General features: G+C 70.8%; 27 protein-coding genes. 11 read left to right on the forward strand and 16 right to left on the reverse strand.

Features of this window, described 5'->3' with window-relative positions:
- The first annotated feature begins 491 nt into the window (after positions 1 to 491).
- From trpS to ACFV9H_RS25075, 3 genes are all read left to right on the forward strand, one after another.
- Positions 492 to 1505, forward strand: coding sequence for a tryptophan--tRNA ligase (gene trpS, locus ACFV9H_RS25065; RefSeq protein WP_385402033.1), 1014 nt, complete (start codon positions 492 to 494; stop codon positions 1503 to 1505).
- Positions 1506 to 1599: 94 nt separating this feature from the next.
- Positions 1600 to 2196, forward strand: coding sequence for a 2'-5' RNA ligase family protein (locus tag ACFV9H_RS25070; protein WP_385402035.1), 597 nt, complete (start codon positions 1600 to 1602; stop codon positions 2194 to 2196).
- A 169-nt stretch (positions 2197 to 2365) separates the two neighbouring features.
- On the forward strand, positions 2366 to 3301 hold the full coding sequence (locus tag ACFV9H_RS25075) for a YihY/virulence factor BrkB family protein (protein ID WP_385402038.1): 936 nt from the start codon (positions 2366 to 2368) through the stop codon (positions 3299 to 3301).
- On the opposite strand, the gene ACFV9H_RS25080 is transcribed toward ACFV9H_RS25075, so the two are convergent.
- A complete protein-coding gene (locus tag ACFV9H_RS25080) occupies positions 3249 to 4490 on the reverse strand; it encodes a D-alanyl-D-alanine carboxypeptidase family protein (RefSeq protein ID WP_385402041.1) in 1242 nt (413 codons plus the stop codon). The genes ACFV9H_RS25075 and ACFV9H_RS25080 overlap by 53 nt on opposite strands.
- A gap of 121 nt (positions 4491 to 4611) precedes the next feature.
- On the opposite strand from ACFV9H_RS25080, the gene ACFV9H_RS25085 reads away from it, so the two are divergent.
- The 3 genes from ACFV9H_RS25085 (at position 4612) to ACFV9H_RS25095 (ending at position 7944) form a co-directional block, all read left to right on the forward strand.
- Complete coding sequence (locus ACFV9H_RS25085; protein ID WP_385402044.1) at positions 4612 to 4884, forward strand: SCO4848 family membrane protein; 273 nt, start codon at positions 4612 to 4614, stop codon at positions 4882 to 4884.
- Positions 4881 to 6248, forward strand: a complete 1368-nt coding sequence (locus ACFV9H_RS25090; RefSeq protein ID WP_385402047.1) for a metallophosphoesterase — start codon at positions 4881 to 4883, stop codon at positions 6246 to 6248. The genes ACFV9H_RS25085 and ACFV9H_RS25090 overlap by 4 nt, the downstream gene beginning before the upstream one ends.
- A gap of 139 nt (positions 6249 to 6387) precedes the next feature.
- Complete coding sequence (locus ACFV9H_RS25095) at positions 6388 to 7944, forward strand: ABC transporter substrate-binding protein (RefSeq protein WP_385402050.1); 1557 nt, start codon at positions 6388 to 6390, stop codon at positions 7942 to 7944.
- An 18-nt stretch (positions 7945 to 7962) separates the two neighbouring features.
- Here ACFV9H_RS25095 and ACFV9H_RS25100 read toward each other — a convergent pair whose 3' ends face one another.
- From ACFV9H_RS25100 to ACFV9H_RS25130, 7 genes are all read right to left on the reverse strand, one after another.
- Positions 7963 to 8697 (reverse strand): TetR family transcriptional regulator, encoded by a 735-nt coding sequence (locus ACFV9H_RS25100; RefSeq protein WP_385402053.1) that lies wholly within the window; start codon positions 8695 to 8697, stop codon positions 7963 to 7965.
- An 11-nt stretch (positions 8698 to 8708) separates the two neighbouring features.
- Positions 8709 to 9146 (reverse strand): thiol-disulfide oxidoreductase DCC family protein, encoded by a 438-nt coding sequence (locus ACFV9H_RS25105; RefSeq protein ID WP_385402055.1) that lies wholly within the window; start codon positions 9144 to 9146, stop codon positions 8709 to 8711.
- Between the two features lie 3 nt (positions 9147 to 9149).
- Positions 9150 to 9554, reverse strand: coding sequence for a hypothetical protein (locus ACFV9H_RS25110; protein WP_385402057.1), 405 nt, complete (start codon positions 9552 to 9554; stop codon positions 9150 to 9152).
- Positions 9555 to 9644: 90 nt separating this feature from the next.
- Positions 9645 to 10400 (reverse strand): alpha/beta fold hydrolase, encoded by a 756-nt coding sequence (locus ACFV9H_RS25115; protein WP_385402059.1) that lies wholly within the window; start codon positions 10398 to 10400, stop codon positions 9645 to 9647.
- A 124-nt stretch (positions 10401 to 10524) separates the two neighbouring features.
- Positions 10525 to 11055: a hypothetical protein gene (locus ACFV9H_RS25120; protein WP_385402061.1), complete on the reverse strand. Its 531-nt coding sequence runs from the start codon at positions 11053 to 11055 to the stop codon at positions 10525 to 10527.
- Positions 11056 to 11097: 42 nt separating this feature from the next.
- Complete coding sequence (locus tag ACFV9H_RS25125; protein ID WP_385402063.1) at positions 11098 to 12207, reverse strand: serine hydrolase domain-containing protein; 1110 nt, start codon at positions 12205 to 12207, stop codon at positions 11098 to 11100.
- 94 nt (positions 12208 to 12301) lie between these two features.
- Positions 12302 to 12919 (reverse strand): TetR/AcrR family transcriptional regulator, encoded by a 618-nt coding sequence (locus tag ACFV9H_RS25130; RefSeq protein ID WP_385402066.1) that lies wholly within the window; start codon positions 12917 to 12919, stop codon positions 12302 to 12304.
- Between the two features lie 38 nt (positions 12920 to 12957).
- Here ACFV9H_RS25130 and ACFV9H_RS25135 point away from each other — a divergent pair, with 38 nt between their 5' ends.
- Entirely contained in the window at positions 12958 to 13287 is a 330-nt protein-coding gene (locus ACFV9H_RS25135) for a rhodanese-like domain-containing protein (RefSeq protein ID WP_385402069.1), read from the forward strand.
- Between the two features lie 65 nt (positions 13288 to 13352).
- Here the strand turns inward: ACFV9H_RS25135 and ACFV9H_RS25140 are convergent, their stop codons facing one another.
- The 5 genes from ACFV9H_RS25140 to ACFV9H_RS25160 all read right to left on the reverse strand — a co-directional run bounded on the left by ACFV9H_RS25140 (position 13353) and on the right by ACFV9H_RS25160 (position 17524).
- Positions 13353 to 14120 carry a succinate dehydrogenase iron-sulfur subunit gene (locus ACFV9H_RS25140; RefSeq protein ID WP_385402071.1) on the reverse strand — a complete coding sequence of 256 codons (768 nt, stop codon included), beginning with the start codon at positions 14118 to 14120 and terminating at the stop codon, positions 13353 to 13355.
- Positions 14120 to 15874 (reverse strand): succinate dehydrogenase flavoprotein subunit, encoded by a 1755-nt coding sequence (gene sdhA, locus ACFV9H_RS25145; protein ID WP_385402073.1) that lies wholly within the window; start codon positions 15872 to 15874, stop codon positions 14120 to 14122. The genes ACFV9H_RS25140 and sdhA overlap by 1 nt, the downstream gene beginning before the upstream one ends.
- A gap of 23 nt (positions 15875 to 15897) precedes the next feature.
- Positions 15898 to 16380 carry a succinate dehydrogenase hydrophobic membrane anchor subunit gene (locus tag ACFV9H_RS25150; RefSeq protein ID WP_385402076.1) on the reverse strand — a complete coding sequence of 161 codons (483 nt, stop codon included), beginning with the start codon at positions 16378 to 16380 and terminating at the stop codon, positions 15898 to 15900.
- 5 nt (positions 16381 to 16385) lie between these two features.
- A complete protein-coding gene (sdhC, locus tag ACFV9H_RS25155; RefSeq protein WP_385402078.1) occupies positions 16386 to 16766 on the reverse strand; it encodes a succinate dehydrogenase, cytochrome b556 subunit in 381 nt (126 codons plus the stop codon).
- A 152-nt stretch (positions 16767 to 16918) separates the two neighbouring features.
- Positions 16919 to 17524, reverse strand: a complete 606-nt coding sequence (locus tag ACFV9H_RS25160) for a 2-oxo-4-hydroxy-4-carboxy-5-ureidoimidazoline decarboxylase (RefSeq protein ID WP_385402081.1) — start codon at positions 17522 to 17524, stop codon at positions 16919 to 16921.
- Between the two features lie 359 nt (positions 17525 to 17883).
- Here ACFV9H_RS25160 and ACFV9H_RS25165 point away from each other — a divergent pair, with 359 nt between their 5' ends.
- Complete coding sequence (locus ACFV9H_RS25165) at positions 17884 to 18624, forward strand: RNA polymerase sigma factor (protein WP_385402174.1); 741 nt, start codon at positions 17884 to 17886, stop codon at positions 18622 to 18624.
- Complete coding sequence (locus tag ACFV9H_RS25170) at positions 18624 to 19646, forward strand: hypothetical protein (RefSeq protein WP_385402084.1); 1023 nt, start codon at positions 18624 to 18626, stop codon at positions 19644 to 19646. The genes ACFV9H_RS25165 and ACFV9H_RS25170 overlap by 1 nt, the downstream gene beginning before the upstream one ends.
- Before the next feature lie 189 nt (positions 19647 to 19835).
- Here the strand turns inward: ACFV9H_RS25170 and ACFV9H_RS25175 are convergent, their stop codons facing one another.
- Positions 19836 to 20708: a L,D-transpeptidase family protein gene (locus tag ACFV9H_RS25175; RefSeq protein WP_385402086.1), complete on the reverse strand. Its 873-nt coding sequence runs from the start codon at positions 20706 to 20708 to the stop codon at positions 19836 to 19838.
- Between the two features lie 175 nt (positions 20709 to 20883).
- On the opposite strand from ACFV9H_RS25175, the gene ACFV9H_RS25180 reads away from it, so the two are divergent.
- Both ACFV9H_RS25180 and leuE read left to right on the forward strand, forming a co-directional pair.
- The gene (locus ACFV9H_RS25180) at positions 20884 to 22467 is read left to right on the forward strand and encodes a methylmalonyl-CoA mutase (protein ID WP_385402089.1); all 1584 of its coding nucleotides are present in this window, start codon (positions 20884 to 20886) and stop codon (positions 22465 to 22467) included.
- A gap of 45 nt (positions 22468 to 22512) precedes the next feature.
- On the forward strand, positions 22513 to 23163 hold the full coding sequence (leuE, locus tag ACFV9H_RS25185) for a leucine efflux protein LeuE (protein ID WP_385402091.1): 651 nt from the start codon (positions 22513 to 22515) through the stop codon (positions 23161 to 23163).
- Here the strand turns inward: leuE and ACFV9H_RS25190 are convergent.
- Both ACFV9H_RS25190 and ACFV9H_RS25195 read right to left on the reverse strand, forming a co-directional pair.
- A complete protein-coding gene (locus ACFV9H_RS25190; RefSeq protein ID WP_385402094.1) occupies positions 23156 to 24499 on the reverse strand; it encodes a polysialyltransferase family glycosyltransferase in 1344 nt (447 codons plus the stop codon). The two genes, leuE and ACFV9H_RS25190, sit on opposite strands and share 8 nt — an antisense overlap.
- Positions 24499 to 25479, reverse strand: a complete 981-nt coding sequence (locus ACFV9H_RS25195; protein WP_385402097.1) for a glycosyltransferase family 2 protein — start codon at positions 25477 to 25479, stop codon at positions 24499 to 24501. The genes ACFV9H_RS25190 and ACFV9H_RS25195 overlap by 1 nt, the downstream gene beginning before the upstream one ends.
- Positions 25480 to 25607: the final 128 nt, after the last annotated feature.

Here is a 25607-nt window from a genome sequence, read left to right on the forward strand (position 1 = left end):
CCCGGACCCCCTGCGCCTCAAACGCCGGCGGGGCTGGTTGGTGCGGCGCCGGTGCCGGGGGGCTCCGCCCCGGACCCCCGCGCCTCAAACGCCGGCGGGGCTGAATGGTGCGGCGCCGGTGCCGGGGGCTCTGCCCCGGGCGCCCGCGCCTCAAATGCCGGCGGGGCTGGATTCGTCCGACCTGAGCCGTTGGGCGCGGCCTCAAGCACGGCGCTCCGCGCCCCGAAACCCGCGCCTGGCGGACGGCACCGGCCGACTCCAGCCCCGCCGGCGTTTGAGGCGCGGGTCTGGGCGGAGCCCAGGACGCCCCGCGCAGCGGCATCCCCGTGCCCGACGGAAAGCGGTCGCTCGGCCGGGGTGAGATCCGGCCACCGGGCCACGCCCCCCGTACGGCGGCGCCCGAGGCGGCACGGCACCGACGGAGCCGAGCGGCGGAAGGTTCCGGACATCGGCGGGCCCGAGCCCGCCCCCGCACCTGAGAGAATGAGGCCATGGCTTCTGATCGTCCTCGCGCGCTCTCCGGCATCCAGCCCACCTCCGGTTCGTTCCACCTCGGGAACTACCTCGGAGCCATCCGCCAGTACGTCGCCCTGCAGGAGACGCACGACGCCTTCTACATGGTCGTCGACCTGCACGCGATCACCATGCCGCAGGACCCGGCGGCCCTGCGCGCGAACACCCGTCTCTCCGCCGCGCAGCTCCTCGCCGCCGGTCTGGACCCCGAGCGCTGCACGCTCTTCGTCCAGAGCCACGTGCCCGAGCACGCGCAGCTCGGCTGGGTCATGAACTGCATCACCGGTTTCGGCGAGGCCAGCCGGATGACCCAGTTCAAGGACAAGTCCGCCAAGGGCGGGGTCAACAGCGCCAGCGTCGGCCTGTTCACGTATCCGATCCTCCAGGTCGCCGACATCCTGCTCTACCAGGCGAACGCCGTCCCGGTCGGCGAGGACCAGCGCCAGCACGTCGAGCTGACCCGCGACCTCGCCGAGCGCTTCAACCACCGCTTCGGCCAGACCTTCACCCTGCCCGCCGCGCACATCGTCAAGGAGGTCGCGAAGATCTACGACCTCCAGGACCCGGCGATCAAGATGTCGAAGTCCGCGTCGTCCCCCAAGGGCCTGATCAACCTCCTCGACGAGCCCAAGGTCACCGAGAAGAAGATCAAGAGCGCGGTCACCGACACCGACACCGAGATCCGCTTCGACACCGAGGAGAAGCCCGGCGTCAGCAACCTGCTCACGATCTACTCCACCCTCACGGGCGAGACGATCCCCGAGCTGGAGGCGAAGTACGAGGGCAAGGGCTACGGCGCGCTCAAGACCGACCTGGCCGGCGTGATGGTCGACTTCGTCACACCGTTCAAGCAGCGCACCCAGGAATACCTGGACGACCCGGAGACGCTGGACTCCATCCTGGCCAAGGGCGCGGAGAAGGCCCGCGCGGTGGCCGCCGAGACGCTCGCGCAGGCCTACGACCGGCTCGGTTTCCTGCCCGCCAAGCACTGACGGAAGCGCTCGCGAAAGACGACCCTGGCGGGACAGGGGGTGCTGCCGCCACACTGAGGCGACAGCACGCAATCAAACGACGGAGGAGACATACGTGGGGACCGTAACGCTCGGCGTTTCGATCGCGGTCCCGGAGCCGTACGGCAGCCAGCTCCAGGAGCTGCGCGCCGGCTTCGGGGACGCCGCCGCGCACGGTATTCCCACGCATGTCACCCTGCTCCCGCCCACCGAGGTGGAGGCCGACCGGCTGCCGGCGATCCGGGCCCACCTGGCCGAGGTCGCGCAGGCCTTCCGGGGCTTCCGGATGCGGCTGGCCGGGACGGGAACCTTCCGGCCCCTGTCGCCGGTCGTCTTCGTCCAGGTCGTCGAGGGCGGCGCGGGCTGTACCCGCCTCCAGGGCGAGGTCCGCGACCCGGACGGCCCGCTCAGCCGCGAGCTGGCCTTCCCGTACCACCCGCACGTCACCGTCGCCCACGGGATCTCCGAGGAGGCGATGGACCTGGCGTTCGCCACGCTCGCCGAGTATGCCGCCGAGTGGCTCTGCGAGAGCTTCGCGCTCTACGAGCAGGGTTCCGACGGGGTCTGGCGCAAGCTGCGCGAATACCCTTTCGGCACGGGCCCGACGGGCGTTCCGGCGCAGCCGGGCGCGCCCGCCGACGCGACGGCCGCGGCGACCGCACGTCCTTCCTGAACGAGGGGTCGCAGGGGCAGCCGGAAGGTGCGCCGGGCGCGGAACCTCAGCCTCCGGAGGACCAGGGTGTGGAACGGATGAGTCGACGGGTGAAAAGTCACAAGCGACGACCGTAGCCTCCGAAACCGACAATCCCGGCTATTTCCGTCGGCTCAATTACGGTGACTTCATGGACTGGCTCACGAAACTCCCGGTGATCGGGCCGCTGGTGGCCCGTCTGATGCGGACGCACGCGTGGCATTCGTACGAACGTCTCGACCGCGCGCACTGGACCCGGCTCGCCGCCGCCATCACCTTCATCAGCTTCCTCGCGCTCTTCCCGTTGATCACCGTGGCCGCCGCCATCGGCGCGGCGCTGCTCAGCGAGGAGCAGCTGGACCGGCTGGAGAAGAACCTCGCGGAGCAGGTGCCGGGGATCTCCGACCAGCTGAACATCGACGGGCTCGTCGCGAACGCCGGCACGGTCGGTCTCGTCGCCGGCGTGATCCTCCTCTTCACCGGCATCGGCTGGGTGGGCTCGATGCGGGACTGCCTGCGCGCGGTGTGGGAAAAGGACGACGAGGACCAGGGGAACCCCATCGCCCGCAAGGGCAAGGACGGACTCGTCCTGCTCGGCCTCGGCGGGGTGGGCCTGGCCTCCGCCGCCGCCTCGATCTTCGGGGCCAGCGCGGTCGGCAAATCAGCGGAGTGGCTGGGCATCCCGCAGCACGGCGCGGGCGGCGGGCTGCTGCGCGCCGCCGCCTTCCTCGTGGGCGTACTGGCCGCCTTCCTGCTGTTGCTCTACGTCCTGACGCTGCTGCCCGGGGTCGAGCCGTCGCGCCGCCGCCTGATCGAGGCGGCCTTGATCGGCGCGGTCGGCTTCGAGCTGCTGAAACTGCTGCTCAGCGGCTATATGCAGGGGGTCGCCGCGAAGAGCATGTACGGGGCCTTCGGCGTGCCGATCGCCCTGCTGCTCTGGATCAACTTCACGGCGAAGCTGCTGCTGTTCTGCGCAGCCTGGACGGTCACCGAGGACGACGAGGCAGGGGAGGAAGGCGAGGACGAAGCCGCCGCTACACCAGGTCCTCGCCCCGGCCCCGCCGGCCGCGAGGCCAGCGCCGGTTGACCACGAAGGCGCCGCCCGCCAGGACGGCCAGCACGCCGCCGGCGACGCCCAGCGCGGTGCCGAAACCTCCCGAGCCGCCGCCGGCCGCCGACGGGTTGTTCTCGTGCGACTGGGCCGGGGAACCGTGGGCGGAGGTGTCCTCGCTCTTCGGCGGCACCAGCTCACCCACCGGCTTGACCTTCGAGGCCGCCGCGAAACCCCAGTCGAGCAGCGCGGCGGTCTCCTCGTACACCGAGTTCGCCCCGCCCGCGCCCGGGTTCATCACCGTGACCAGCAGCTTCCGCTCGCCCTGCTGGGCGGCGCCGGTGAAGGTGGAGCCGGCCATGGTGGTGTTGCCGTTCTTCACCCCGGCGATGCCCTTGTAGGGGGAGATGCCGCCGGCGCCCGTCATCAGCCGGTTGGTGTTCTGGATCTCGAAGTACTCGCGCGGCTTCCCCGCCTCCTGCTTGCCGGGGAACTTGGCCTCGGCCGTGCCGCAGTACTCGCGGAAGTCCTGCTTCTGCAGCCCGGAGCGGGCGATGAGCGTCAGGTCGTACGCGCTCGACACCTGGTCGGGGGCGTCGTACCCGTCGGGGGACACGACGTGCGTGTCCAGCGCCTGCAGCTCCTCGGCGTGCGCCTGCATGTCCTTGACGGTCTTCTCGACGCCGCCGTTCATGGCCGAAAGCACGTGCACCGCGTCGTTCCCCGACCGCAGGAACACCCCCAGCCACAGGTCGTGGACGCTGTACTCGAGGTCCTCCTTCACCCCGACCAGGCTGCTGCCGGGGCCGACGCCGTCCATGTCCTTCTCGGTGACCTTGTGGACCTGCTCCTTGGGCAGCCCCGGCAGCAGGGTGTCCGCGAAGAGCATCTTCATCGTGGAGGCCGGGGGAAGCCGCCAGTGCGCGTTGTACGCCGCGAGGACCTCGCCGGACTCGGCGTCCGCCACGATCCAGGACCGGCCCGTCAGGTTCGTGGGCAGCGCGGGCGCGCCGGGCAGCAGATTGACCTGCGTCCCCGGTTGGCCGAGCCGCGCCCCGCCGACCGTGGACATCGACGCGGGCGGCGCCGGGGCCTGCGGGGCCTTGGCGGGCCCGCCCTTCCCGTCGGCCGGCGGGGACGGCGCGGCGTGCGCGGGGGCCACGAGCATCGCCGGGACGAGCAGCGCGGGGATAAGGACCGTCAGCGCGGTCTTCTTGGCGGACACGCAGGTGAAAGTACATCCCGATGAGCTGATCGTCGTCACGGACCGGCCAATTCGTCGCAAGCTCCGCCGGGACAGCCCACCCCGGCGCGTCCGTCCTGGGGAAGAATCCGATACTGAGGGCATGAGACTCAGCCGTACCGCCTCCTGGTTCCTGCTCGCCTTCGGAGTGTGGAGCTGGTTCATCTGGGTGTCTTTCGTCCGGAACCTGTGGAAGAACGGCAGTGGCCTGGCCTTTGACGCGGCGGGTGACCCCACCTCCTACTTCTGGGTGCACCTGACGCTCGCGGTGACGTCCTTCCTCCTGGGGACGGCCGTCGGTGTGATCGGGTTGCGCGGGGTCCGGGCGCTGCGTCGGGAATCACGCGAGGGAACGGACGAGGGTCACTCCGCATGAAGATCGCGATTTTCGCGCTGGTCGCGCTGTCGGTCCTGGCGCTCCTGGTACTGGTCCACCGCTGGCTCTGGATCCGGCTGGTGCGCGACACCACCGTCCCCGGCGGCCTGCCCCGGCGGGTCGGCACGGTCCTGATCATCACCCTGCCGCTCCTCTCTGTGGCCGCCCTGACCACCGGCCGCGGCGGTGCCCCCTTCTGGCTCCAGCAGACGGTGGCCTGGCCGGGGTTCCTCTGGCTCGCGGTGCTCCTGTACTTGACCCTGACGATGCTGGTCGCGGAGCCGATCCGCGCGCTGTTGCTCCGCCGTGTGGCCCAGCGGCCTCCCACCGGGGTGGAACGGCGCGCTGCCCCGCACCCCGCGCCTCAAACGCCGGCGGGGCTGGAGAGTGCCGCCGCCTCCGTGGGCGCCCGCGCCGTGGACTCCCGCGCCGGGGGCGCCGCCCCGGGCACGGGCGCCGCCGCCGCGCCCCCGTCTGAGCAAGTCGCAGGCGAGGCGCCCGACACCGGTGGCACGGCCCAGGGCTCCGGGGCCGATCTGCTGGACCGCCGGAGGTTCGTCGCGCGAGCGTTGGGCGGCGCGGCCGCCGCCGTGGCCGTCGGGACGGTCGGGGCCGGGGCCTACGGGGTCCTGCGCGGGCCGAGCGTCAAGCGGGTCCGGGTCCCCTTGGCGAAACTGCCCCGCGCGGCACACGGCTTCCGGATCGCCGTCGTCAGCGACGTCCACCTCGGGCCGATCCTCGGCCGCGCCCACACCCAGCGGATCGTCGACACCGTCAACCGCACCCAGCCCGACCTCATCGCCATCGTCGGCGACCTCGTCGACGGCGACGTCCACGACCTCGGGCCCGCCGCCGAGCCGCTGCGCCGGCTGGCCGCGCGCCAGGGTGCGTACTTCGTCACCGGGAACCACGAGTACTTCTCGGGCGCCCGGCAGTGGGTGGACCACGTCCGCGAACTCGGCCTGACCCCCCTGGAGAACGCCCGCCGCGCCCTGCCGTACTTCGACCTCGCCGGCGTGAACGACATCGCGGGCGAGAGCGAGGGGGAGGGCCCCGACTTCCGGGCGGCCCTCGGCGACCGCGACCGGGCCCGTGCCGCCGTGCTCCTCGCGCACCAGCCCGTGGTCATCCACGACGCCGTCCGGCACGGCGTCGACCTCCAGCTCTCCGGCCACACCCACGGCGGCCAGCTCTGGCCCGGCAACTACCTGGCCGAGCTCGCCAACCCCACCGTCGCCGGGCTGGAGCGCTACGGGGACACCCAGCTGTACGTCTCCCGCGGGGCCGGCGCCTGGGGGCCTCCGGTCCGGGTGGGCGCCCCGTCCGACATCACCGTGGTCGAACTCGCCTCATACCAGGCCTGACCCTCCCCAACCGGCAGCGAATCGCGTCCGACGGGTCACGAACCGACCTTCCGGTGGCTGATATTCCGTGATGGGATGGCCGGTATCCGGATATCGGACAGTGGGGTTCTGTCGCCGGTACAGGGGTGGGGTCAGCGGGATGCCGTCTGTCGGCTCGAAAATCATCGTTGCCGGGCTGGTCCTCGGCGTGGTCGGGGTGGGTGCCTGGCAGCTGGTGCCCTGGGAGGGCGGCGACCGGGGGGCCATCCGGGTCGGGACCAGTGACGTGGTCTCCGCCCTCGACCCGGCCGGGGCGTACGACGCCGGTTCCTGGGCCCTGTACAGCAACGTCTACCAGTCGCTGCTGACCATCAAGCCCGGCTCCGACACCCCCGTGCCGGACGCCGCCTCCGCCTGCCGGTTCGTCGGCCAGAAGCTCACCACGTACCAGTGCGAGCTCCGCCCGGACGTGAAGTTCTCCAACGGACGCCAGATCACCGCCGAGGACGTCAAGCACTCCTTCGACCGGATCAAGGCGATCAACTCCGACCAGGGCCCGGCCCCGCTCTTCAACACCCTGGAATCGGTCAAGGCCGAGGGCCGCACGGTCACCTTCAACCTCTCCGCCCGCGACGCCACCTTCCCCTTCAAGATCGCGACGGGCGCCGCCTCGATCGTCGACAAGGACAAGTACCCGGCGAAGGCCCTGCGCGAGGACGGCAAGATCGACGGCTCCGGCCCTTACAGGCTCGGCGCGTACAAGGCCGGCGCCAGTGCCGAGCTGCTGCCCAACGACGCGTACGCGGGCCAGGCCAAGCGCGCCCGGGCCGCCGTCACCGTCAAGTACTACGCGGGCTCCGCGCAGCTCGACAAGGCGTGGAACGAGCGGGAGATCGAGGTGGCCCACCGCGAGATGCCGCCGGCCGTGCTGGCCGCGCTCAACCCGGGCATGAAGGACACCCGCTACCAGGCCTCCGGCGGCACCGAGACCCGCTCCCTGGTCTTCAACGTACGCCCCGGCGCGGCCGCGGCGCCGCCCGCCGTCCGCCAGGCCGTCGCCGCCGTGCTCGACCGGCCCAAGCTGGCCACCGAGGTCTACTCGGGCACCGTCACCCCGCTGTACTCCCTCGTCCCGGCGGGCGTCGCGGGCCACAGCACGCCGTTCTTCGACGCCTACCCGGCGCCCAACGGCGCGACCGCGAGGAAGCTCCTGAAGGACGCCGGGATCACCGAGCCCGTCGCCCTCACCCTCGGGGTCAACGTGCGCGGCGCGAACGTCCCCGAGGCCGAGGAGCTCAAGCGGCAGCTGGAGGGCACCGGCCTGTTCCAGCTGACGGTCAAGCCGGTCGAGAAGTGGGGCGACTTCCAGAAGGGGTACGCGGCCGGGGAGTTCGACGTCTACGCGATCGGATGGATCGCCGACTTCCCGGACGCGGACAACTTCCTGGCCCCGCTCGTCGGCGCCGACTCCTCCATGAACAGCGGCTTCTCCGACAAGCACGTCGACGAGCTGATCACCCGTACGCAGTCCCACTCGGAGCGGGCCGCCGCGGCCGCCGACTTCCGCGAGCTCCAGAAGGTCGTCGCCCAGCAGGCCCCGATGGTGCCGATCTGGCAGAAGAAGGACTTCGTGATGTCCCGCGACGCCGTCACCGGAGCCCAGTACCTCTCCGACGGCACCGGGGTCTGGCGCCTGTGGGAGCTGAACTGGCTCTAGGAGGTGTCTTGGCGTGCCTCAGGCGGTTTCCGGGTCGGGGTCCGAGGCCCTCTTGCGGCCCCCCGCCGTCGCCGTCTGGGCCATGCCCGGCAGGAAGTCCGCGAACAGCTCGTGCACTTCGCGCACGAGCGGTCGCAGCACCCGGAACCGGGCCAGCACGATGCCCCGCGTGGTGAGCTGCGCGCCGCGCTCGGCGAGCCGCCGGGTCTTCTCGCTGTTCGGTGAACGGTCGAAGACCCAGTAGAGGACCAGGCCCATCTGCGCGAGCCACATCAGCTCGGGCAGTACGTCGGCCAGTTCCGCCGGCACCTTGGTCTTCGCGCCGGCCAGCACCTCGCGGTGGATGCTGATCGCCGCCTGCCGCGCGGCCTCCGACTCCGGGGAGAAGGGGCTGAGCGGACTCTCCGGGTCCGCGGCGTTCTTGAAGAACTGGGAGGCGAACTCGTGATACGGGGCCGCGATGTCCATCCAGGCCGTCAACACGCCCGCGTACCGCTTCTGCAGATCGGTCTCGCTGTCCAGGATGGGCCGGACCGCCGCCTGGTGCGCGGCGCCGATCCGGTCGTAGAACCCCTGGACCAGGTGTTCCTTCGATTCGAAGTAGTAGTAGGCGTTGCCGACCGAGACGCCGGCCTCCTTCGCGATACCCCGCATCGTCGTCTTGTCGAAGCCGCGCTCCTGGAAGAGTCGGAGCGCGGTCTCGAGGATGAGCGTGCGGGTCTGCTCGCTCTTGGGAGCCTTCTGATCAGTCACGGTGTATGAGCCTATCGGGGGACGGGGCAATGGTCGTCACAGGCCGGTCCCTCCGACCCCACATCGTCGCCCGCGCCGCCCTCGGTCCGTACCGCCTGCCGCCATGCCGAGGCCGTGTACATGGCGGCCCGGGCGAAGGGCCGGCCGGCCGCGGTGGCCAGCCAGTTGGCCCGCGGTCGGTGCTCGGACAGCGCCCAGAGGCAGACGATGAAGGCGTCCGTCCCGGTCCACACCTGGCCCGAGTCCCCGACGACGGTGATCTCGCGGAGCGTCGACTCGTGGTCGAGCTCCGGGAACCGCCGCCGCGCCTCGAAGGACGCGGCGGGGATCAGCCGTAGCGGTACCAGCCAGCGCTGTCCGAGCAGCCAGTGCCGGATGTGCACGCAGAGCGGACAGTCGGCGTCGTAGAGCACGGTCAGGTGGTACACCGCCGGCCCCGGAGTGGCCATCGGTCAGGCCCCGGCCGGAGCGGTCCACCCCTGCGGGGCGAGCGGCGGGGTCTGCTGGCGTTCCATGATCCCGCGGCGGCGCATCTTGTTGAGCACCCACACGTTGCCGAGGTGCATGACCCCGAGCACCAGGAGGACGACGCCGAGCTTGACCGACAGCGCCTCGAAGAGGTCGCGGGGCTCGGCCATCACCTCGTCCGAGCTCAGGAAGAGGGCGACGAAGCCGATGTTCACGAGGTAGAAGCCGACCACGAGGAGTTGGTTGACGGCGTCGGCGAGCTTCTCGTTCCCCTGGAGGACGTCGCCGATGAAGACGCGGCCGTTGCGGCTGAGCGTGCGGGCGACCCAGATGGTGAGGCCGATGCTGACGAGCAGGTAGATGACGTACGCGACCACGGTGAGGTCCATAGCCCTCAGCCCCCTTGAACGTGTTCAACTTGTTGGCAGGACTGACTGTAGGGCCTTTTTTGAACAAGTTCAAGCGAACGTGGCGCGACCTCAGGACCGGAGGAACTCCAGCATCAGGCGGGTCGTTTCCTCCGGGCGCTCCAGTGACGGCAGATGGCCCGCCCACGGCAGCTCCCGGTGCTCCGCCCCCGGGACGAGCGCGGGGAGTTCCGCGGCGATGCGGCGGAAGTCGGGGTGGTCGTGGGCACCGCCGAGGGCCAGGACGGGGGCCGCGACGGCCGCCAGGTCCACGGGGGAGTCCGGGAGCTCATGGCTCTCGGTGACGGCCAGGGCGCCCTCGAAGTTCCGCAGCTGCATGGCCCGTACGAGCGCGTGCGCGTCGGCGTCCGCGTCCGGGCCGAGCCAGGTGCGGGCGTTGAGTTCGGCGGCGCCGGCCAGGTCCCCCGCGTCGAGCAGGGCGTCCTCGGCCGCACCGAACTTCCGCAGCTCCGCGCTCGGCTCGTGACCGGGCCGGCCCGCGCAGAGCAGCAGCAGGGAAGCCACCCGTTCCGGATGCCGCGCGGCGAACTGCAGGGCGATCCGGCCTCCGTAGGAGCTGCCGACGAAGACCGCCCGCCGCACGCCGAGGTGGTCGAGCAGGTCCCGTACGTCTCCCTCGTCGCTGTACGGGGCCTCGGCGGCGGGGGACTCGCCGCAGGTGCGGAAGTCCGGCCGGATCACCCGGAACCCGGCCTCGATCAGAGGGCGCCACTGCGGCTCCCACATGCGCCGGTCACAGACGGAGGAGTGCAGCAGGACGACGGCGGGCCCGCTCTCGGGGCCGTCCACATCATGGATAAGGATCATGCCCCGATCCTCGCGGATCGGGGCCGCGTCCGCCGGCGTGTTCGAAGGCCTGTCCGAGCGCGCTACCCGGGCGTGGACCGTGAAGCGCCCGCCTGGCGCCGCTTCACCGCGGAGGGCGTGTAGGTCAGAAGCTCAGCGACCGCGCGAGGTTCACCTGCGACATCACCCAGGGGTACGTGGTCGCGTCCTGCGCCGGGATCATCGTCGAGTGGTGGCGGCCGCCGCTGGTGACGGTGACCTGGATGTAGCCCGTGGTCTTCTTCTCCTTCATCAGGAGGAACAGCAGCCCGAGCAGGCAGAAGATGAAGAAGACGATCGCGAGGACGATCGCGTGGGTCGGGATCTTCTCCTCGGTGCGCGAGAAGTCCGTCGCGTTCCACATCGCGCCCTTGAGCGGCATCGCGCCCGACGGGGTGATGATCTGGTCCCCGGCGATGGTGATGTCGCCGATGGACATGCCGACGCCGCCGACGGGGGCGGCGGCGGGCTGGGGGGCGGGGGCCGGGAGGCCCTCGCCGCCGATGGTCGGCTGGTAGGCCGGGGACGCCGGGTACGGCTGCGGGTAGCCGTAACTCGCCTCACCGGGGCCCCACTTGTAGGCGTCCCCGCCCTGGGAAGGGTCGCTCGCGTACGGATTCGGCTGCTGCTCGCTCATACGGCCGATCCTTCCACAAGGACCCCCTGCTCCGTACCCCGGTCAGAGACCCGCGGCGACCAGCGCGCCGATGTGAGCACGCATCAGGTCCTTGTCCCTGGTGGCCGGTACGAGGGAGTAGACCACGGTGCGCGCGGCCTGGTCGGTGGCGAACACCCCGCTCGTGGAGCGGCCCATGGAGCCGGTCTTGCCCCAGACGACGGTGCCGCCGACCTCTTGGCGCAGCAACCCGGCCATGCTGAAGGGGTTCGCCTTGTCCGCGATCGCCGGCATGGTGAACAACTGCCGCTGCTCGGCGGGCTTGAGCAGTCGGCCTCGCATCAGGGCCGTCATGAAGCGTTCCAGGTCGGGGGCGTTGGAGATCATGCCGCCCTCGGCCCACGCCCACGGCTCGATCTCGCTCGCGTCGGCCAGCACCGGGCCGGGGAGGGAGCGGTCGCCCGCCTTCGGGGAGTAGGTGTGGCGCAGGCCGAGCGGGCGGGCGATCCGGCGCTGGACCTCGTCGGCGTAGGTGCGGCCGGTGGTCTTCTCGATCACCATGCCGAGGAGGAAGTAGTTGGCGCCGTTGTACTGCTGAGTGAGCACGGGGTACTGGGGCGCCGCGCACTTCGGGTCCGTCCAGTGGGAGATCACCTGCTCCGGGGTCGGGGCCTCGCCGTCCACGAAGTCCACGCACGGCAGCTGGAGGCCGCTGGTGTGGCTCAGCAATTGGCCCACGGTGATCGGCTGCCAGTGCGCGGGGAGGGTCCCCGGGAGGATCTCCTGCACCGGGGTGTCCATGGTGAAGCGGCCCTCGCCGATCAGCTGGAGCACCACGGTGGAGGTGAACAGCTTGGTGACGCTGCCGATGCGGAAGTTCGCGGCCGGGTCCTGGGACAGCGGTCCGGTGGCCTCGGTCCACCGCACGCCGGGGCCGCCCAGTCGGACCATCGTCCCGGTCGCGACCTTGCCCGGGGCCATGGCCTTGGTCAGCGCGGCGGTGTTGACGGACCGGGGCCCGTGGAAGGTGCCGGTCACGGGCGCGGGGGTCCGCTCGGCCGCCGAAGCCGCCACGGGCAGGGCGCCCACCGTGAGCGACGCGACGGCCGCGCCGGCGGCGACCAGGGTGATCCAACGGGCCTTGCGGGTAGCGGAGTTCGCGGAGTTCTTCATGGCTGTAAGCCTGCCGTGAGCTTGATCCACCGGCCATCGGTGACGACCCCCATCCGACCCTGACGCGTCCCTGACCGGAGCGCCGCCCCGACCCCTACCAGGCCCCGAGGGCCCGGGCGAGCCGGCGTACGCCCTCGCGGACGCGTTGCTCGCCGAGTTCGGGCAGCAGGGCCGTGACGTGCTCGCCCGCGAGCGCGGCCAGGAGTGCGTGCGCCGCGTGTTGCGGGTCGGGTGAGCCGGCGAACAGGATCGACAGGTGGTGGTGCCAGAAGCGGTAGGCGCCGATGCGGTAGCGGGCGCCGGGGGTGGCCGTCTCCGAGACCCGTACGAGGTCCAGGTGCTCCAGCAGGTAGTCGAGGTACGCGTCGACGAAGGCGGCGAGCCGGTCCGCGGTCGGCGCCCCGGGGCCCAGCGGCGGCGGGCCGGACAGGATCGCCTGCTGCAGTACGCGTTCCCGCGCGTCCAGCAGTGCGGTCGCCAGCCCCGACTTGTCGCCGAAGCGCCGGAACAGCGTCCCCTTGCCGACGCCGGCCGCCGCGGCGATCTGGTCCATCGAGACGCCCTCCACGCCGTGTTCGGCGAACAGCGCGGCGGCCGCCTCGAGTACGGCGGCACGGTTGCGGGCCGCGTCGGCGCGCTCCTTCGGGGCTTTCGGCGACGGGGGCGGGGTGATTGCGTAAACGGACTGCGGTCCGTTAATGTATCGATCCACAACCGGACTATAGTCCGTTTCTCTGGGAGGGTATGGCCATGACGGCACTCATCACCCGTGACGAACTGAAACAGGCCATCGCGGAGGGCACGGTGACCGTGCTCGACACGCTCGGCGGCGAGTACTACGCGAAGCAGCATCTGCCCGGGGCCGTGGAGCTCGTACGGGCGGACGTCGACGACCGGGCCCCGGAGCTGCTCCCCGACCTCGGCGCCGCGATCGTCACCTACTGCTCCAACCCGGCCTGCCCCAACAGCGGCCAGGTCGCCGACCGGCTCACCGCCCTCGGCTACACGAACGTCCGCAAGTACCGCGAGGGCATCCAGGACTGGGTCGAGGCCGGCCTCCCGACCGAGTCCGACGCCTGACACGACGGAGGCCCGCACCCCGTGCTGGGGGTGCGGGCCTCCGTGCGGAACCTACGACCGGAAGGTCAGAAGCGGCGCGTGATCAGCGCACGCTTGACTTCCTGGATCGCCTTCGTGACCTCGATGCCACGCGGGCACGCGTCGGTGCAGTTGAAGGTCGTGCGGCAGCGCCACACGCCGTCCTTGTCGTTCAGGATCTCCAGCCGCTGCTCGCCGGCCTCGTCACGCGAGTCGAAGATGAAGCGGTGCGCGTTGACGATCGCCGCCGGGCCGAAGTACTGGCCGTCGTTCCAGAACACCGGGCACGAGGACGTGCACGCGGCGCACAGGATGCACTTGGTGGTGTCGTCGAAGCGCTCGCGGTCCTCGGCGGACTGCAGGCGCTCGCGCGTCGGCTCGTTGCCCTTGGTGACCAGGAACGGCATGACGTCCCGGTACGCCTGGAAGAAGGGCTCCATGTCGACGACGAGGTCCTTCATCACCGTGAGGCCCTTTATGGCCTCGATGGTGATGGGCTTCTCCGGGTTGATGTCCTTGATCAGCGTCTTGCAGGCGAGCCTGTTCTTGCCGTTGATCCGCATCGCGTCGGAGCCGCAGATGCCGTGCGCGCACGAGCGACGGAAGGTCAGCGTGCCGTCGAGGTCCCACTTGATCTTGTGGAGACCGTCGAGCACGCGCTCCTTCGGGTCGATCTCGATCTGGAAGTCCTGCCAGGTCGACTCGTCCGAGATCTCCGGGTTGAAGCGGCGGATCCGGAAGGTGACCGTGATGAAGGGCGAAGCCGCGGCCGCGGCCTCCATCTTGTCCGTCTTGCTCAGGGTCGGGGTGCCCATCAGTACTTACGCTCCATCGGCTGGTAGCGGGTGACGACGACGGGCTTGTAGTCCAGCCGGACGGAGTCCTTGCCGTCGTCGCCGACCTCGCGGTACGCCATGGTGTGGCGCATGAAGTTGACGTCGTCGCGGTTCGGGTAGTCCTCGCGGTAGTGACCGCCGCGGGACTCCTTGCGCGCCAGCGCGGACACGGCCATGACCTCGGCCAGGTCGAGCAGGTTGCCCAGCTCGATGGCCTCCAGCAGGTCCGTGTTGAAGCGCTTGCCCTTGTCCTGGACGGACACGTTCTTGTAGCGCTCGCGCAGCTCCGCGATCTTCTCGACCGCGGTCTTGATGGTCTGCTCCGTACGGAACACCATCACGCACGCGTCCATCGTCTCCTGGAGCTCCAGGCGCAGGTCGGCGACCCGCTCCTTGCCCGTGGAGTTGCGCAGGCGCTCGACGAGCTCCTCGACGTCCTTCGCCGGGTTCTCCGGCAGCTCGACGTAGTCGTTCGCGTGGGCGTACGCGGCCGCCGCGATGCCCGAGCGCTTGCCGAAGACGTTGATGTCCAGCAGCGAGTTGGTGCCGAGGCGGTTCGCGCCGTGCACCGACACGCACGCGACCTCGCCGGCCGCGTACAGGCCGGGGACGACGGTGGTGTTGTCCGCCAGGACCTCACCCTCGACGTTGGTCGGGATGCCGCCCATGGCGTAGTGCGCGGTGGGCTGGATCGGGATCGGGTCCGTGTACGGCTCGATGCCCAGGTACGTGCGCGCGAACTCGGTGATGTCCGGGAGCTTCGCGTCGAGCTGCTCCGGCGGCAGGTGCGTCAGGTCCAGGTACACGTGGTCGCCGGCGGGACCGCAGCCGCGGCCCTCGCGGATCTCCGTGTAGATGGAGCGCGAGACGACGTCACGGGACGCGAGGTCCTTCATGACCGGCGCGTACTTCTCCATGAAGCGCTCGCCGTCCTTGTTGCGGAGGATGCCGCCCTCACCGCGGGCGCCCTCCGTCAGCAGGATGCCCATGCGCCAGATGCCCGTCGGGTGGAACTGGAAGAACTCCATGTCCTCCAGCGGCAGGCCGCGGCGGTAGCAGGCCGCCTGGCCGTCACCCGTGAGGGTGTGCGCGTTGGAGGTCACCTTGAAGAACTTGCCGGTGCCGCCGGAGGCGTAGATGACGGCCTTGGCCTGGAACACGTGGATCTCGCCGGTGGCGAGCTCGTACGCGACCACACCGGCCGACTTCTTGACGCCGTCCTCCTCGACCAGGAGCTGGTCCAGGACGTAGAACTCGTTGAAGAACTCCACGCCCTCCTTGACGCAGTTCTGGTACAGCGTCTGGAGGATCATGTGGCCCGTGCGGTCCGCGGCGTAGCAGGACCGGCGGACCGGGGCCTCGCCGTGGTTGCGGGAGTGACCGCCGAAGCGGCGCTGGTCGATGGTGCCGTCCGGGGTGCGGTTGAACGGCAGGCCCATCTTCTCGAGGTCGAGGACCGCGTCGATGGCCTCCTTCGCCAGGATCTCGGCGGCGTCCTGGTCGACCAGGTAGTCACCACCCTTGACCGTGTCGAAGGTGTGCCACTCCCAGTTGTCGTCCTCCACGTTGGCCAGCGCGGCGGCCATGCCGCCCTGCGCGGCGCCCGTGTGGGAGCGGGTGGGGTAGAGCTTCGTCAGCACGGCGGTGCGGCTGCGCTTCGTCGACTCGATGGCGGCGCGCATGCCGGCGCCGCCTGCGCCGACGATGACGGTGTCGTACTTGTGGATCTTCATTTGGTTCGCCTCAGCCCCGTTGCCTAGCGGATGTTCGGGTCGAAGGTGAAGATCACCAGCGTGCCCAGAAGGATGGTGAACACCGTGGCGGTGTAGAGCAGGCCCTTCAGCCACAGCCGCGTGTTGGCGCGCTCCGCGTAGTCGTTGATGACGGTACGCAGACCGTTGGCGCCGTGCAGCATGGCCAGCCACAGCATCAGCAGGTCCCAGACCTGCCAGAACGGGGACGCCCAGCGGCCGGCCACGAAGGCGAAGCCGATCTTGGAGACGCCGCCGTCCAGCACCAGCTGGATCAGCAGGTGGCCGATGACCAGGACGACGAGCACGATGCCCGAGAGGCGCATGAAGAGCCACGCGACCATCTCGAAGTTGCCGCGGGTCGAGCGCGGGGTCTTGCCCGTCCGCTTGCGCGGGGCCTCGATGTACGGCGCCGGGTTGTCGACGTCGTAGAGGGAAACGCCCTCCACGTCGCCGATCGCCTGAGCGGAAGAAGTGTCAGAAGACATGCGTGTCACTTCCCGAACAGTTCGAGGTAGGCGTGGTTCAGGACGGGGTACACGGCCCCGGCCATCAGCACGACCCAGACGCTCACGACGGTCCAGAGCATCTGCTTCTGGTAGCGCGGGCCCTTGGACCAGAAGTCCACGGCGATGACGCGAAGACCGTTGAGCGCGTGGAACAGGATGGCGGCGACGAGGCCGTATTCCAGCAGCGCGACGATCGGAGTCTTGTAGGTAGCCACCACGTCGTCGTACGCCTCGGGGGAGACGCGGACGAGTGCGGTGTCGAGGACGTGTACGAACAGGAAGAAGAAAATGAGGACGCCGGTGACTCGATGAGCCACCCAGGACCACATTCCTTCCCGGCCGCGGTACAACGTTCCAGCCGGCACGGAAAACCCTCCGGAAGCGGGGCGGGGGCCAGCCGGCTTCTTTGTCGGTCGGGCCCGGCCGGGTACGGTCCACCGGCCCCGGACATCGTAGCGACGCTTTGTCGGTTCCTTCGCCCGGGGGTCATCGGTGTGATCAAACAGCCACGGACGGACTATCCCACAGGGGCGAATAGCCTGAATTCGGCAGCAGATACCCCATCCGCAGAGGTCAGCCAGTGCGTCATGTCGGTCAATCGGGTCCGCGCCACCCGCCGTAGCTCGTCCGCGGAGATCGAGCGCTCCTCGTCCACCTCGTGACCCATCCGGCGGCGGATCGCGGCGAGCAGGTGGGCCGCCTGCTCCTCGGGCGGGTGCTCGTCGAGGCTGATCACGAAGGCGTGTCCGAACGTGCGCTCGTACTCGGCTTGGGCCGCTTCGAGGGCCAGCACCGCGGCGTACGGGGCCCCGTGTTCGAGTTCCGCCGAGCATTCGACGGCCAGCGCCTCCGTCAGGTCCGCCTGCGCGAGGTCGTACGAGGCCTCGTCCGCGGCGGCGAGCAGGGCGCCCACGTCGGGATACGGGCGATGGGCGGCCACCCGGTGCGCCCAGCGCCGGCTCCCGCAGCACTGGAGCAGGACCGCCCGGGCGACCTCGGGGGAGAGGGCGTTGAACCGCGCCAGTCCGGGGCCGTGGGAGGGGTCGGAGCTGCCACGGACCTGTGCCGGAAGGTGGCTGGACAGCGGGGGGCTCCTCGGGGCGCGACGCGGGTGTGCCGCCACGCTATCGACGGAGGGCCGGGAGTGTCGTACCCATTCGAGGTTTTCACCCGGAAGTGAGCCGAAAGGATGACGTGAGCGTCGCGGGTGACGTGGGTGACGTGAGTGAAGACACTGCGCACCGCGGAGAGGTGGAGGACGACCGGGGCCGCCACCCCCCACAGGAGAGGCCCCGGTCGCCATCCGACACGGGCTCGTGCGACAAGCCCGTACTCCTGTCAGCGCCTCGGGTGCGTTTTGTGTCACACCTCGCTCCGCGCAGGAATGGTTGCAGGTTGTACAACACATGGACGAGGGGTGCGGAAACCCGTAACGTGCTGATTTGCGCCACACGTACAGGACGTTTGAACGGGTTGGGGACTTTGCTGGGGGACGACGCGGAGCTGACCGCCGCGGTGCTCGCGGCACAGGACGGCGACGAGAACGCGTTCCGTGCTGTGTACCGCGCCGTGCACCCACGCCTGCTCGGATACGTACGCACGCTCGTCGGAGACGGCGACGCGGAGGACGTGACCTCCGAGGCCTGGCTGCAGATCGCCCGCGACCTCGACTCCTTCACCGGCGACGCCGACCGCTTCCGCGGCTGGGCCGCCCGCATCGCCCGCAACCGGGCCCTCGACCACATCCGCATGCGCGGCCGCCGCCCCGCCATCGGCGGCGACGAGACCGAACTGACCGGCTGGGCCGCGGAGTGCGACACCGCCTCCGCCGCCATGGAGTCCCTCTCCACCGGCACCACCATGGCCCTGATCGCCCAGCTCCCCCAGGACCAGGCGGAGGCCGTCGTCCTGCGGGTCGTGGTCGGGCTCGACGCCAAGAGCGCGGCCGAGACCCTGGGCAAGCGCCCCGGTGCCGTACGCACCGCCGCGCACCGGGGGCTGAAGAAGCTCGCCGAACTGCTCGGCGCACAGGACGGGGACGGCGACCTGCCTCCCGACTCGGACCTCGGAGTCGCCGTCGGTCATAATGCCGGTGGCCGGCCGCGGGACGGCGGAGGCGGGAGGGATCTCGACGCCGTTCCCGCACAGCGCGGACGAGGCGGGGGCCTCGTGGAACAAACCGGTGTGACGCATTCACGTTGGCGGACGCAGAAGGACATGTGATGGCCGACGAGCGCGACAGGCGGTGGCTGGACGAAGCCGCCGCGGAGAAACTGCTGCGCGGTGAACCGCTGGAATCCCTGTGCCCGGCCGCGGACCCCCGCGCCCGCGCCGAAGCCGCCCGGCTGCGCGCGGCCCTCGACTCCCTGGCCCGGCCGCAGACGCCGCCCGACGCACGGGCCGGCGAAGCCGTCGCCGTTGCCGCCTTCCGCGCGGCGCGCGGCGCCGGGCGATCCGCGGCCCCTCTGCCGGACGCGGTACTGCACGCCGAACCCCTCGTGAAGATCGGCCACGCCGGACCCACCGCCTCCGCCGCCACCGCGCCCGCGTTCCGCCGCGGCCGGGCCGTGCGCTTCGGTCTGGCGGCCGCCCTGGCGAGCGTCACCGTCGGCGGCCTGGCCGCCGCGGCCGCCGCGGGGCTGTTGAACCAGGACCGGTACGACTCCGCGGGACCGGGGCCGGCGATGTCCGTGAGCGTCGACGAGGACGCGGCGAAGGGCGTCGGCAGCGGCGCCCCGACCGACGCCCCGCAGGGCCGGCGCACCCCGCACCGGGGCGACGGCGCGATACCGGGGGCGACTTCGGGCGAGACGCAGCCGCCCGGCGCGAACGGGCGTACCTCGCCCGGCGCCTCGGCCACCGGCGGCGCCTCGTCGGGCACCTCCGCCACCGGCGGCACGGGCCGGGACACCCGGGACGGCGAGGTGGGCGGCGGGAGCGGAACCCGCGAGACCCTCGGGGTCGAGGGCGACGTCAAGGACGGCGACAGGGAGAAGCAGGACCTCCGGCTCAAGGCCGTGGACCTGTGCAAGGACTACCGGGCGGGCCGCCTCACCGCCGAGAGCCGTGAGCGGCTCGCGCTGCTGGCCCGCGGGTCCGGTCGCGTCCAGGCCTACTGCGAGTCGCTCCTGGACGGGGTCACCGTGGGCGGCCGGCGTGGGGATGCGGCCACGATGGACGGACAGCAGACGTCCCGGACCCTGACCCCCGCGAGCCCCCTCGGCGGCTCGCTCGGCATCCGCTGAACATTCGCTGAAACTCGTGCCGACCCGCCTGTAACACTTTTCGAGCGGATGGCGCAGTACATAACGAGCCGACTGGTCATCGGCCGCGCATGAGCCGGGGTTCCCCCCGTACCCCTGGGCTCTGCGCAACCGGCGCGGGCGGGGCACGTTCCCCCGGCCCTGCCCGCGCCCTTTACTTCAAGACCACACTCACCAGTAGACGACGACCTTGTCGCCGACCTGCACGTTGCCGAAGAGCGTCGCCAGCTTCCCCTTGTCCCGGACGTTCACACAGCCGTGCGAGGCGCCGGCGTAACCGCGGGCCGCGAAGTCGGCCGAGTAGTGCACCGCCTGGCCGCCGCTGAAGAACATCGAGTACGGCATCGGCGTGTGGTAGAGCGTCGACACCCAGTCCTTCTCCTTCCGGTCCACCTTGAACACGCCCTCGCGGGTCGGGGTGTTCTCCGAACCGAAACGCACGTCCATCGTGGAGATGACCTTGCCGTCGATCATCCAGGCGAGGGTGCGGCTCTCCTTGCTGATGCACATCACCCGGCCGGTCATGCAGCGCGGGTCCGGAGCGTCGACCTCGTTGACGGTCGGCGGGCGCAGCTCGTCGGCGGTGGGCTTCTTCGTCAGCTTCTGGATCTTCTTCCAGGTGTCGTCGTCGACCGAACCGCTGGCGGTCAGGGTGTTCTTCGACTGGAAGGACTTGACCGCGGCGGTCGTCTTCGAGCCGTAGAAGCCGGTCGGCGCGACCGTCATCAGCTTGAGCTGCTTCAGCCGCGCCTGGAGCTCGCGCACCTGCTCGCTCTCGTCGCCGTTGGCCATGATGGCCTTCACGGTGGGCGAGGCGGACGGGGAGGGCGAAGCGGAGGCGGAGGCAGAGGCCGACGGCGAGGCCTCGCCCGGCTTGTTGTCCGTGGAAGGAGAGGTTTCGGGAGTCGCGCCCGCCGTGGGCGAGGACGAAACGGGCGAAGGGGAGCCTGCCGACTCCGACTTCTCCGGTCCGCAGGCGGTCGCGGCGAGCGCGACGGCGGTGGCGATCCCGAGCGTGCGAATTATGACTCTGTGGCGGTGCATGAGCAGTCCCCCGATTTCTACGTCGTATATGTAGGTGATGCCTCGCGCGCGTGGAGAGTTGCACTCTGCCGAGGGATGTTGCGCCATTGTGACCAGGAGCCGTCCGCAGCCTTTCGAGGACATGTGCGGGTCGGTTGTACCAGGCCCGGGCCCACTCGCTCTACGGAGGATTGAAGTGACGGCGCACACGGAGAGCGGACTCCCCATCGAACCCGTCTACGGTCCCGGCGACCTGACGGGGTGGGACCCGGCGCGGGCCCTCGGGGAGCCCGGCGGGTTCCCGTACACCCGCGGGGTCTACCCGAACATGTACACCGGTCGGCCCTGGACGATGCGGCAGTACGCCGGCTTCGGGACGGCCGCCGAGTCCAACGCCCGCTACCGGCAGCTCATCGCGGGGGGCGGTACCGGGCTGTCCGTCGCCTTCGACCTGCCGACCCAGATGGGGCACGACTCCGACGCCCCGCTCGCGCACGGCGAGGTGGGCAAGGTCGGCGTCGCCGTCGACTCCGTCGACGACATGCGGATCCTGTTCGACGGGATCCCCCTCGACCGGGTCTCCACCTCGATGACGATCAACGCGCCCGCCGCGCTGCTCCTGCTGCTCTACCAACTGGTGGCGGAGGAACAGGGCATCTCGGGCGCGCAGCTGACGGGGACTATTCAGAACGATGTTCTCAAGGAGTACATCGCACGCGGAACGTACATCTTCCCGCCCGGGCCCTCGCTGCGGCTGACGGCCGACACCTTCCGCTACTGCCGGGCCGAGATCCCCAAGTGGAACACCATCTCCATCTCCGGCTACCACATGGCCGAAGCGGGGGCCTCGCCCGCGCAAGAGGTGGCCTTCACGCTCGCCGACGGGATCGCCTACGTCCGTACGGCCCTGGCGGCCGGGATGGCGGTCGACGAGTTCGCGCCCCGGCTCTCCTTCTTCTTCGTCGCCCGCACCACCCTGCTGGAGGAGGTCGCGAAGTTCCGGGCGGCCCGGCGGATCTGGGCGCGCGTCATGCGCGAGGAGTTCGGGGCGCGGGACCCGAAGTCGCTGATGCTGCGCTTCCACACGCAGACGGCGGGCGTGCAGTTGACGGCGCAGCAGCCCGAGCTGAACCTCGTACGGGTGGCCGTGCAGGCGCTGGCCGCCGTCCTCGGCGGCACGCAGTCGCTGCACACCAACTCCTTCGACGAGGCGATCGCGCTGCCGACGGAGAAGTCGGCCCGCCTCGCGCTGCGCACCCAGCAGGTGCTCGCGTACGAGACGGACGTGCCGCACACGGTGGACCCCTTCGCCGGGTCGTACGCGGTGGAGCGGATGACGGACGAGCTGGAGGCGGCGGCCCTCGCGCTGATGCGCCGGGTCGAGGACCAGGGCGGGGCGGTGGCCGCGATCGAGAACGGCTTCCAGAAGGGCGAGATCGAGAAGAACGCCTACCGCATCGCGCAGGAGACCGAGAGCGGGGAGCGGGTGGTGGTGGGAGTCAACCGCTTCGCGCTGGAGCGGGAGGAGCCGTACGAGCCGCTCCGCGTGGACCCGGCGATCGAGGCGCGGCAGTGCGAGGCCCTCGCGCGGCTGCGGGCGGAGCGGGACGGGGCGGCGGTGGCGGCGGCGCTCGAAGGGCTGCGGGCGGCGGCGGCCGGGACGGAGAACGTGCTCTACCCGATGAAGGAGGCGCTGCGGGCGCGGGCCACGGTGGGGGAGGTATGCGGGACGCTGCGGGAGGTCTGGGGTGCGTACGAACCGGTCGATTCCACCTGGTGAAATCGATTGGACCGACAGGTGCAACCTTATGGGACACTCCTGCACATGCTGGGTGTGACAGATCTTCCGACCTATCTCGCCGGCCTGGTGCTGATCATTCTGTTGCCGGGGCCGAACTCGCTCTACGTGCTGTCCGTGGCCGCCCGCCGCGGCGTCCGCACCGGCTACAAGGCCGCCGCCGGGGTGTTCACCGGCGACGCCGTCCTCATGGCGCTGACGGCGGTGGGCGCCGGGGCGCTGCTGCAGGCGAGCCCGCTGGTGTTCACCGTGGTGAAGACCCTCGGAGCCGGGTACCTGGCGTGGCTGGCCGTTGGGATGATGCGGGGCGCCTGGGCGCTGTGGCGCACGCGCCGGGAGCGGGACGAGGCGTCGGCCGCCGCCCCCGCCGACCCGGGCGAGGGCGAGCGGCCCTACCGGCGGGCGCTGCTGATCAGCCTGCTCAACCCGAAGGCCATCCTCTTCCTGATGTCCTTCTTCGTGCAGTTCGTGGACCCGTCCTACGCCTACCCGGCCCTGTCGTTCCTGGTCCTGGGCGGCCTGCTGCAGACCGGCAGCTTCCTCTACCTGACGCTGCTGATATTCGGCGGCACCCGCCTGTCGGCCGCCTTCCGCCGCCGCAAGCGGCTGTCGGCCGGGGCGACCTCGGCGGCGGGCGTGCTGTTCCTCGGCTTCGCGGCGAAGCTCGCCGTCAGCTGAGGGCGCGGCGCAGCCGGCGGGCCACGCGTCGCGCCATCCGGCTCCGCGGCAGGAACGACAGCCGGGCGGGGACGCCGCCGGGCAGGCCCAGACCCGTCAGCCGGCGGCGGGTGAAGTACCTCCGGGTGCGCGGGGTCAGGTGCCGGGCCAGGTAGGCCTCGGCGGCCGGCCGGCGCGCGGCGAGGATCTGCGGCTGCATCGTGAACCCGACGGCCGTGAGCAGCCCGGCCGTCTCCTCGCGCACCCGCTCGGGGGTCGGTGGGGTCCAGGTGCGCACCGCCTCCGCGTCCGCGAGGTCGGGGAGCAGGGCGTCCACCAGGGCGAGCGGGACGCGGTTGCTGTTCGGGTACGGGGTGAGGCGGGCCAGTATGGCGTCCGTGCCGGTACGCGCCACCGGGAGCCCGTAGAGCGTGGTGGCGGTCAGCAGGCCGGTCGAGAAGCAGCCGACGACCAGTGCCGGGCGCAGCCGCTGGTAGAGGGCCTCGGCCAGGACCGGAGTGTCGAGCACGGTGATCCGGGCGCCGAGCCGCGCGGCCTCCGCCTCCGCGCGGCGCGAGTAGGCGGCCGGGGCGCTGGGGTGCGGCTTGAAGAGCAGCTCGGTGTGGCCCAGCGCGTGCGCGCCCCGGACCATCGAGACGTGCAGCTCCTCCTCCTCGTCCGGGCTCATGAGGTCGAGGGCCGAGAGGTACTGGCCCAGGAGCAGGGCGGGCGGGGTTCCGGGCAGCACGGCCGACGCCGCCGGCTCCGTCGCCTCCGCCAGCTCGGCGAGCACCTTCTGGAAGGCATCCGTCGGCACCAGCTCCGCCCGGGCCCCGAATTCCGTCAGCAGCAGCGGCTCCAGCCCCGGTACGAGGTCCAGGTGGAGCACCCGGCGTACGCGCATCCCGAGCTGCGGATCGAGCCGGAAACGGGTGGGCCCGTAGCTCATCAGTCCGTCGGCGTAGACGTCGACGGCCGCGCCGGGGAAGAGCCGGCACAGGGTCTGCGCGGGCGGCACCTGCAGGGACTCCACGATCAGCTCGACGCGGTCGTCGCCCAGCCCCCACAGGGTGCGCAGCTGCCGCTCCCACAGCGGGACGTCCTCCGGGCGCGGGGCCCAGGTGCTCGGGTGCTGCGGTTCGATGACGCGGTTCCAGTCGAGCACCTCGTCGAAGCGGGAGCGCAGGGCGGCGAAGCCCGGCATGTCCGTGACCCCGGGGGTGACCTCGGCGGCGACGGCGTGGTTGCTGGTCAGGAGGATCCGCCGACCGGCGGGCGGGAAGGAGCCGGCGTCGATGCCCGCGGCGAGGGTGGCGGCGCCGTAGAGGGTGGAGGCCAGGAAGAGCTGCGTGGGCATCAGGCGGTCGCCCCCGACAGGGAGCGGCGGCCGCCGCGCAGGCGGCGCAGGACGGTGGAGCGTTCGACGTCCATCGAGTCGAGGACCCGGTCCAGTACGTCCTGGGGCATGCGTCCGAGCGCGGCCGCGCTCATCGAACGGAGTTTCTTGGCCACGGCCGGTTCGAACCCTTCGATGGAACCGAAATGATGCGCGATAATGGCGCAATATGTTCGTACGGCTTTCGGGAGCAAAAGATCGGATTCCCGGTCGCTCCGCACGCCCGAAAGCACTTCGTCGAATGCCTTGATGAAATCGAGCTGGCGTTCGTCCTTGATCTGCGTCAGCGAAGTGGAAACCCCGCGCCGGTAGAAGATCCCCGGCAGTCCGACCGCGGCGAAGGACTCCGCCTCCCGGTGCAGCCGCCAGATCCACGGCCGGTCCTCCGCCGTTCGCAGCCCGTCGGTGAAGCGCAGCAGACCGCTGTCCAGCAGCCGTCGGTGGTACATGCCGGCCCAGGCGTACGGGTAGTCCACCGACGTGGCCCGGTCGGCGGGCAGGATCGCGGTCCGCGGATCGGCGACGACCGCCTGCGGGCCGTACGGGACCCGCTGCACGCTGCGCGTCCGGCCCGTGCACCTGACGTGGTCGGTACGGATGAAGTCGCAGTTCAGGGCCTCGATGGCGGCCAGCATCCGAGCCAGGTGGCCGGGGGCCAGCCAGTCGTCCCCGTCGAGGAAGGCGAGGTACTCGCCGCGGGCCGCGTCCAGCCCGGTGTTGCGCGCGGTGGCCAGGCCGCCGTTCCGCTCGTGTCTGAGGTGCACCGCCCCGGGCAGTTCGAGCGCCGCCCGCTCCAGCAGATCGGGCGTCCCGTCCGTGGAGCAGTCGTCGACCAGGACGAACTCGAAATCGTCCCGGGCGTTGAGGGCGAGGCTTCTCAGGGCATCCGGTGCATATGTCTGCACGTTGTAGAACGGCACGACAACAGAGAGCTTGGGCACCCGGGAGACAATAGGGTGGCGCCCGGCATTCATCATGGCCCGGACGCGGATTCCATGTGAACGACGCACGGCGGGCGCGTTAACCCGTCCGGTTTCGCAATTAGTCGACGCGTTGTTAACCCGCTGTT

It is taken from the genome of Streptomyces sp. NPDC059874 (assembly GCF_042731135.1).
Classification (GTDB): Bacteria; Actinomycetota; Actinomycetes; order Streptomycetales; family Streptomycetaceae; genus Streptomyces.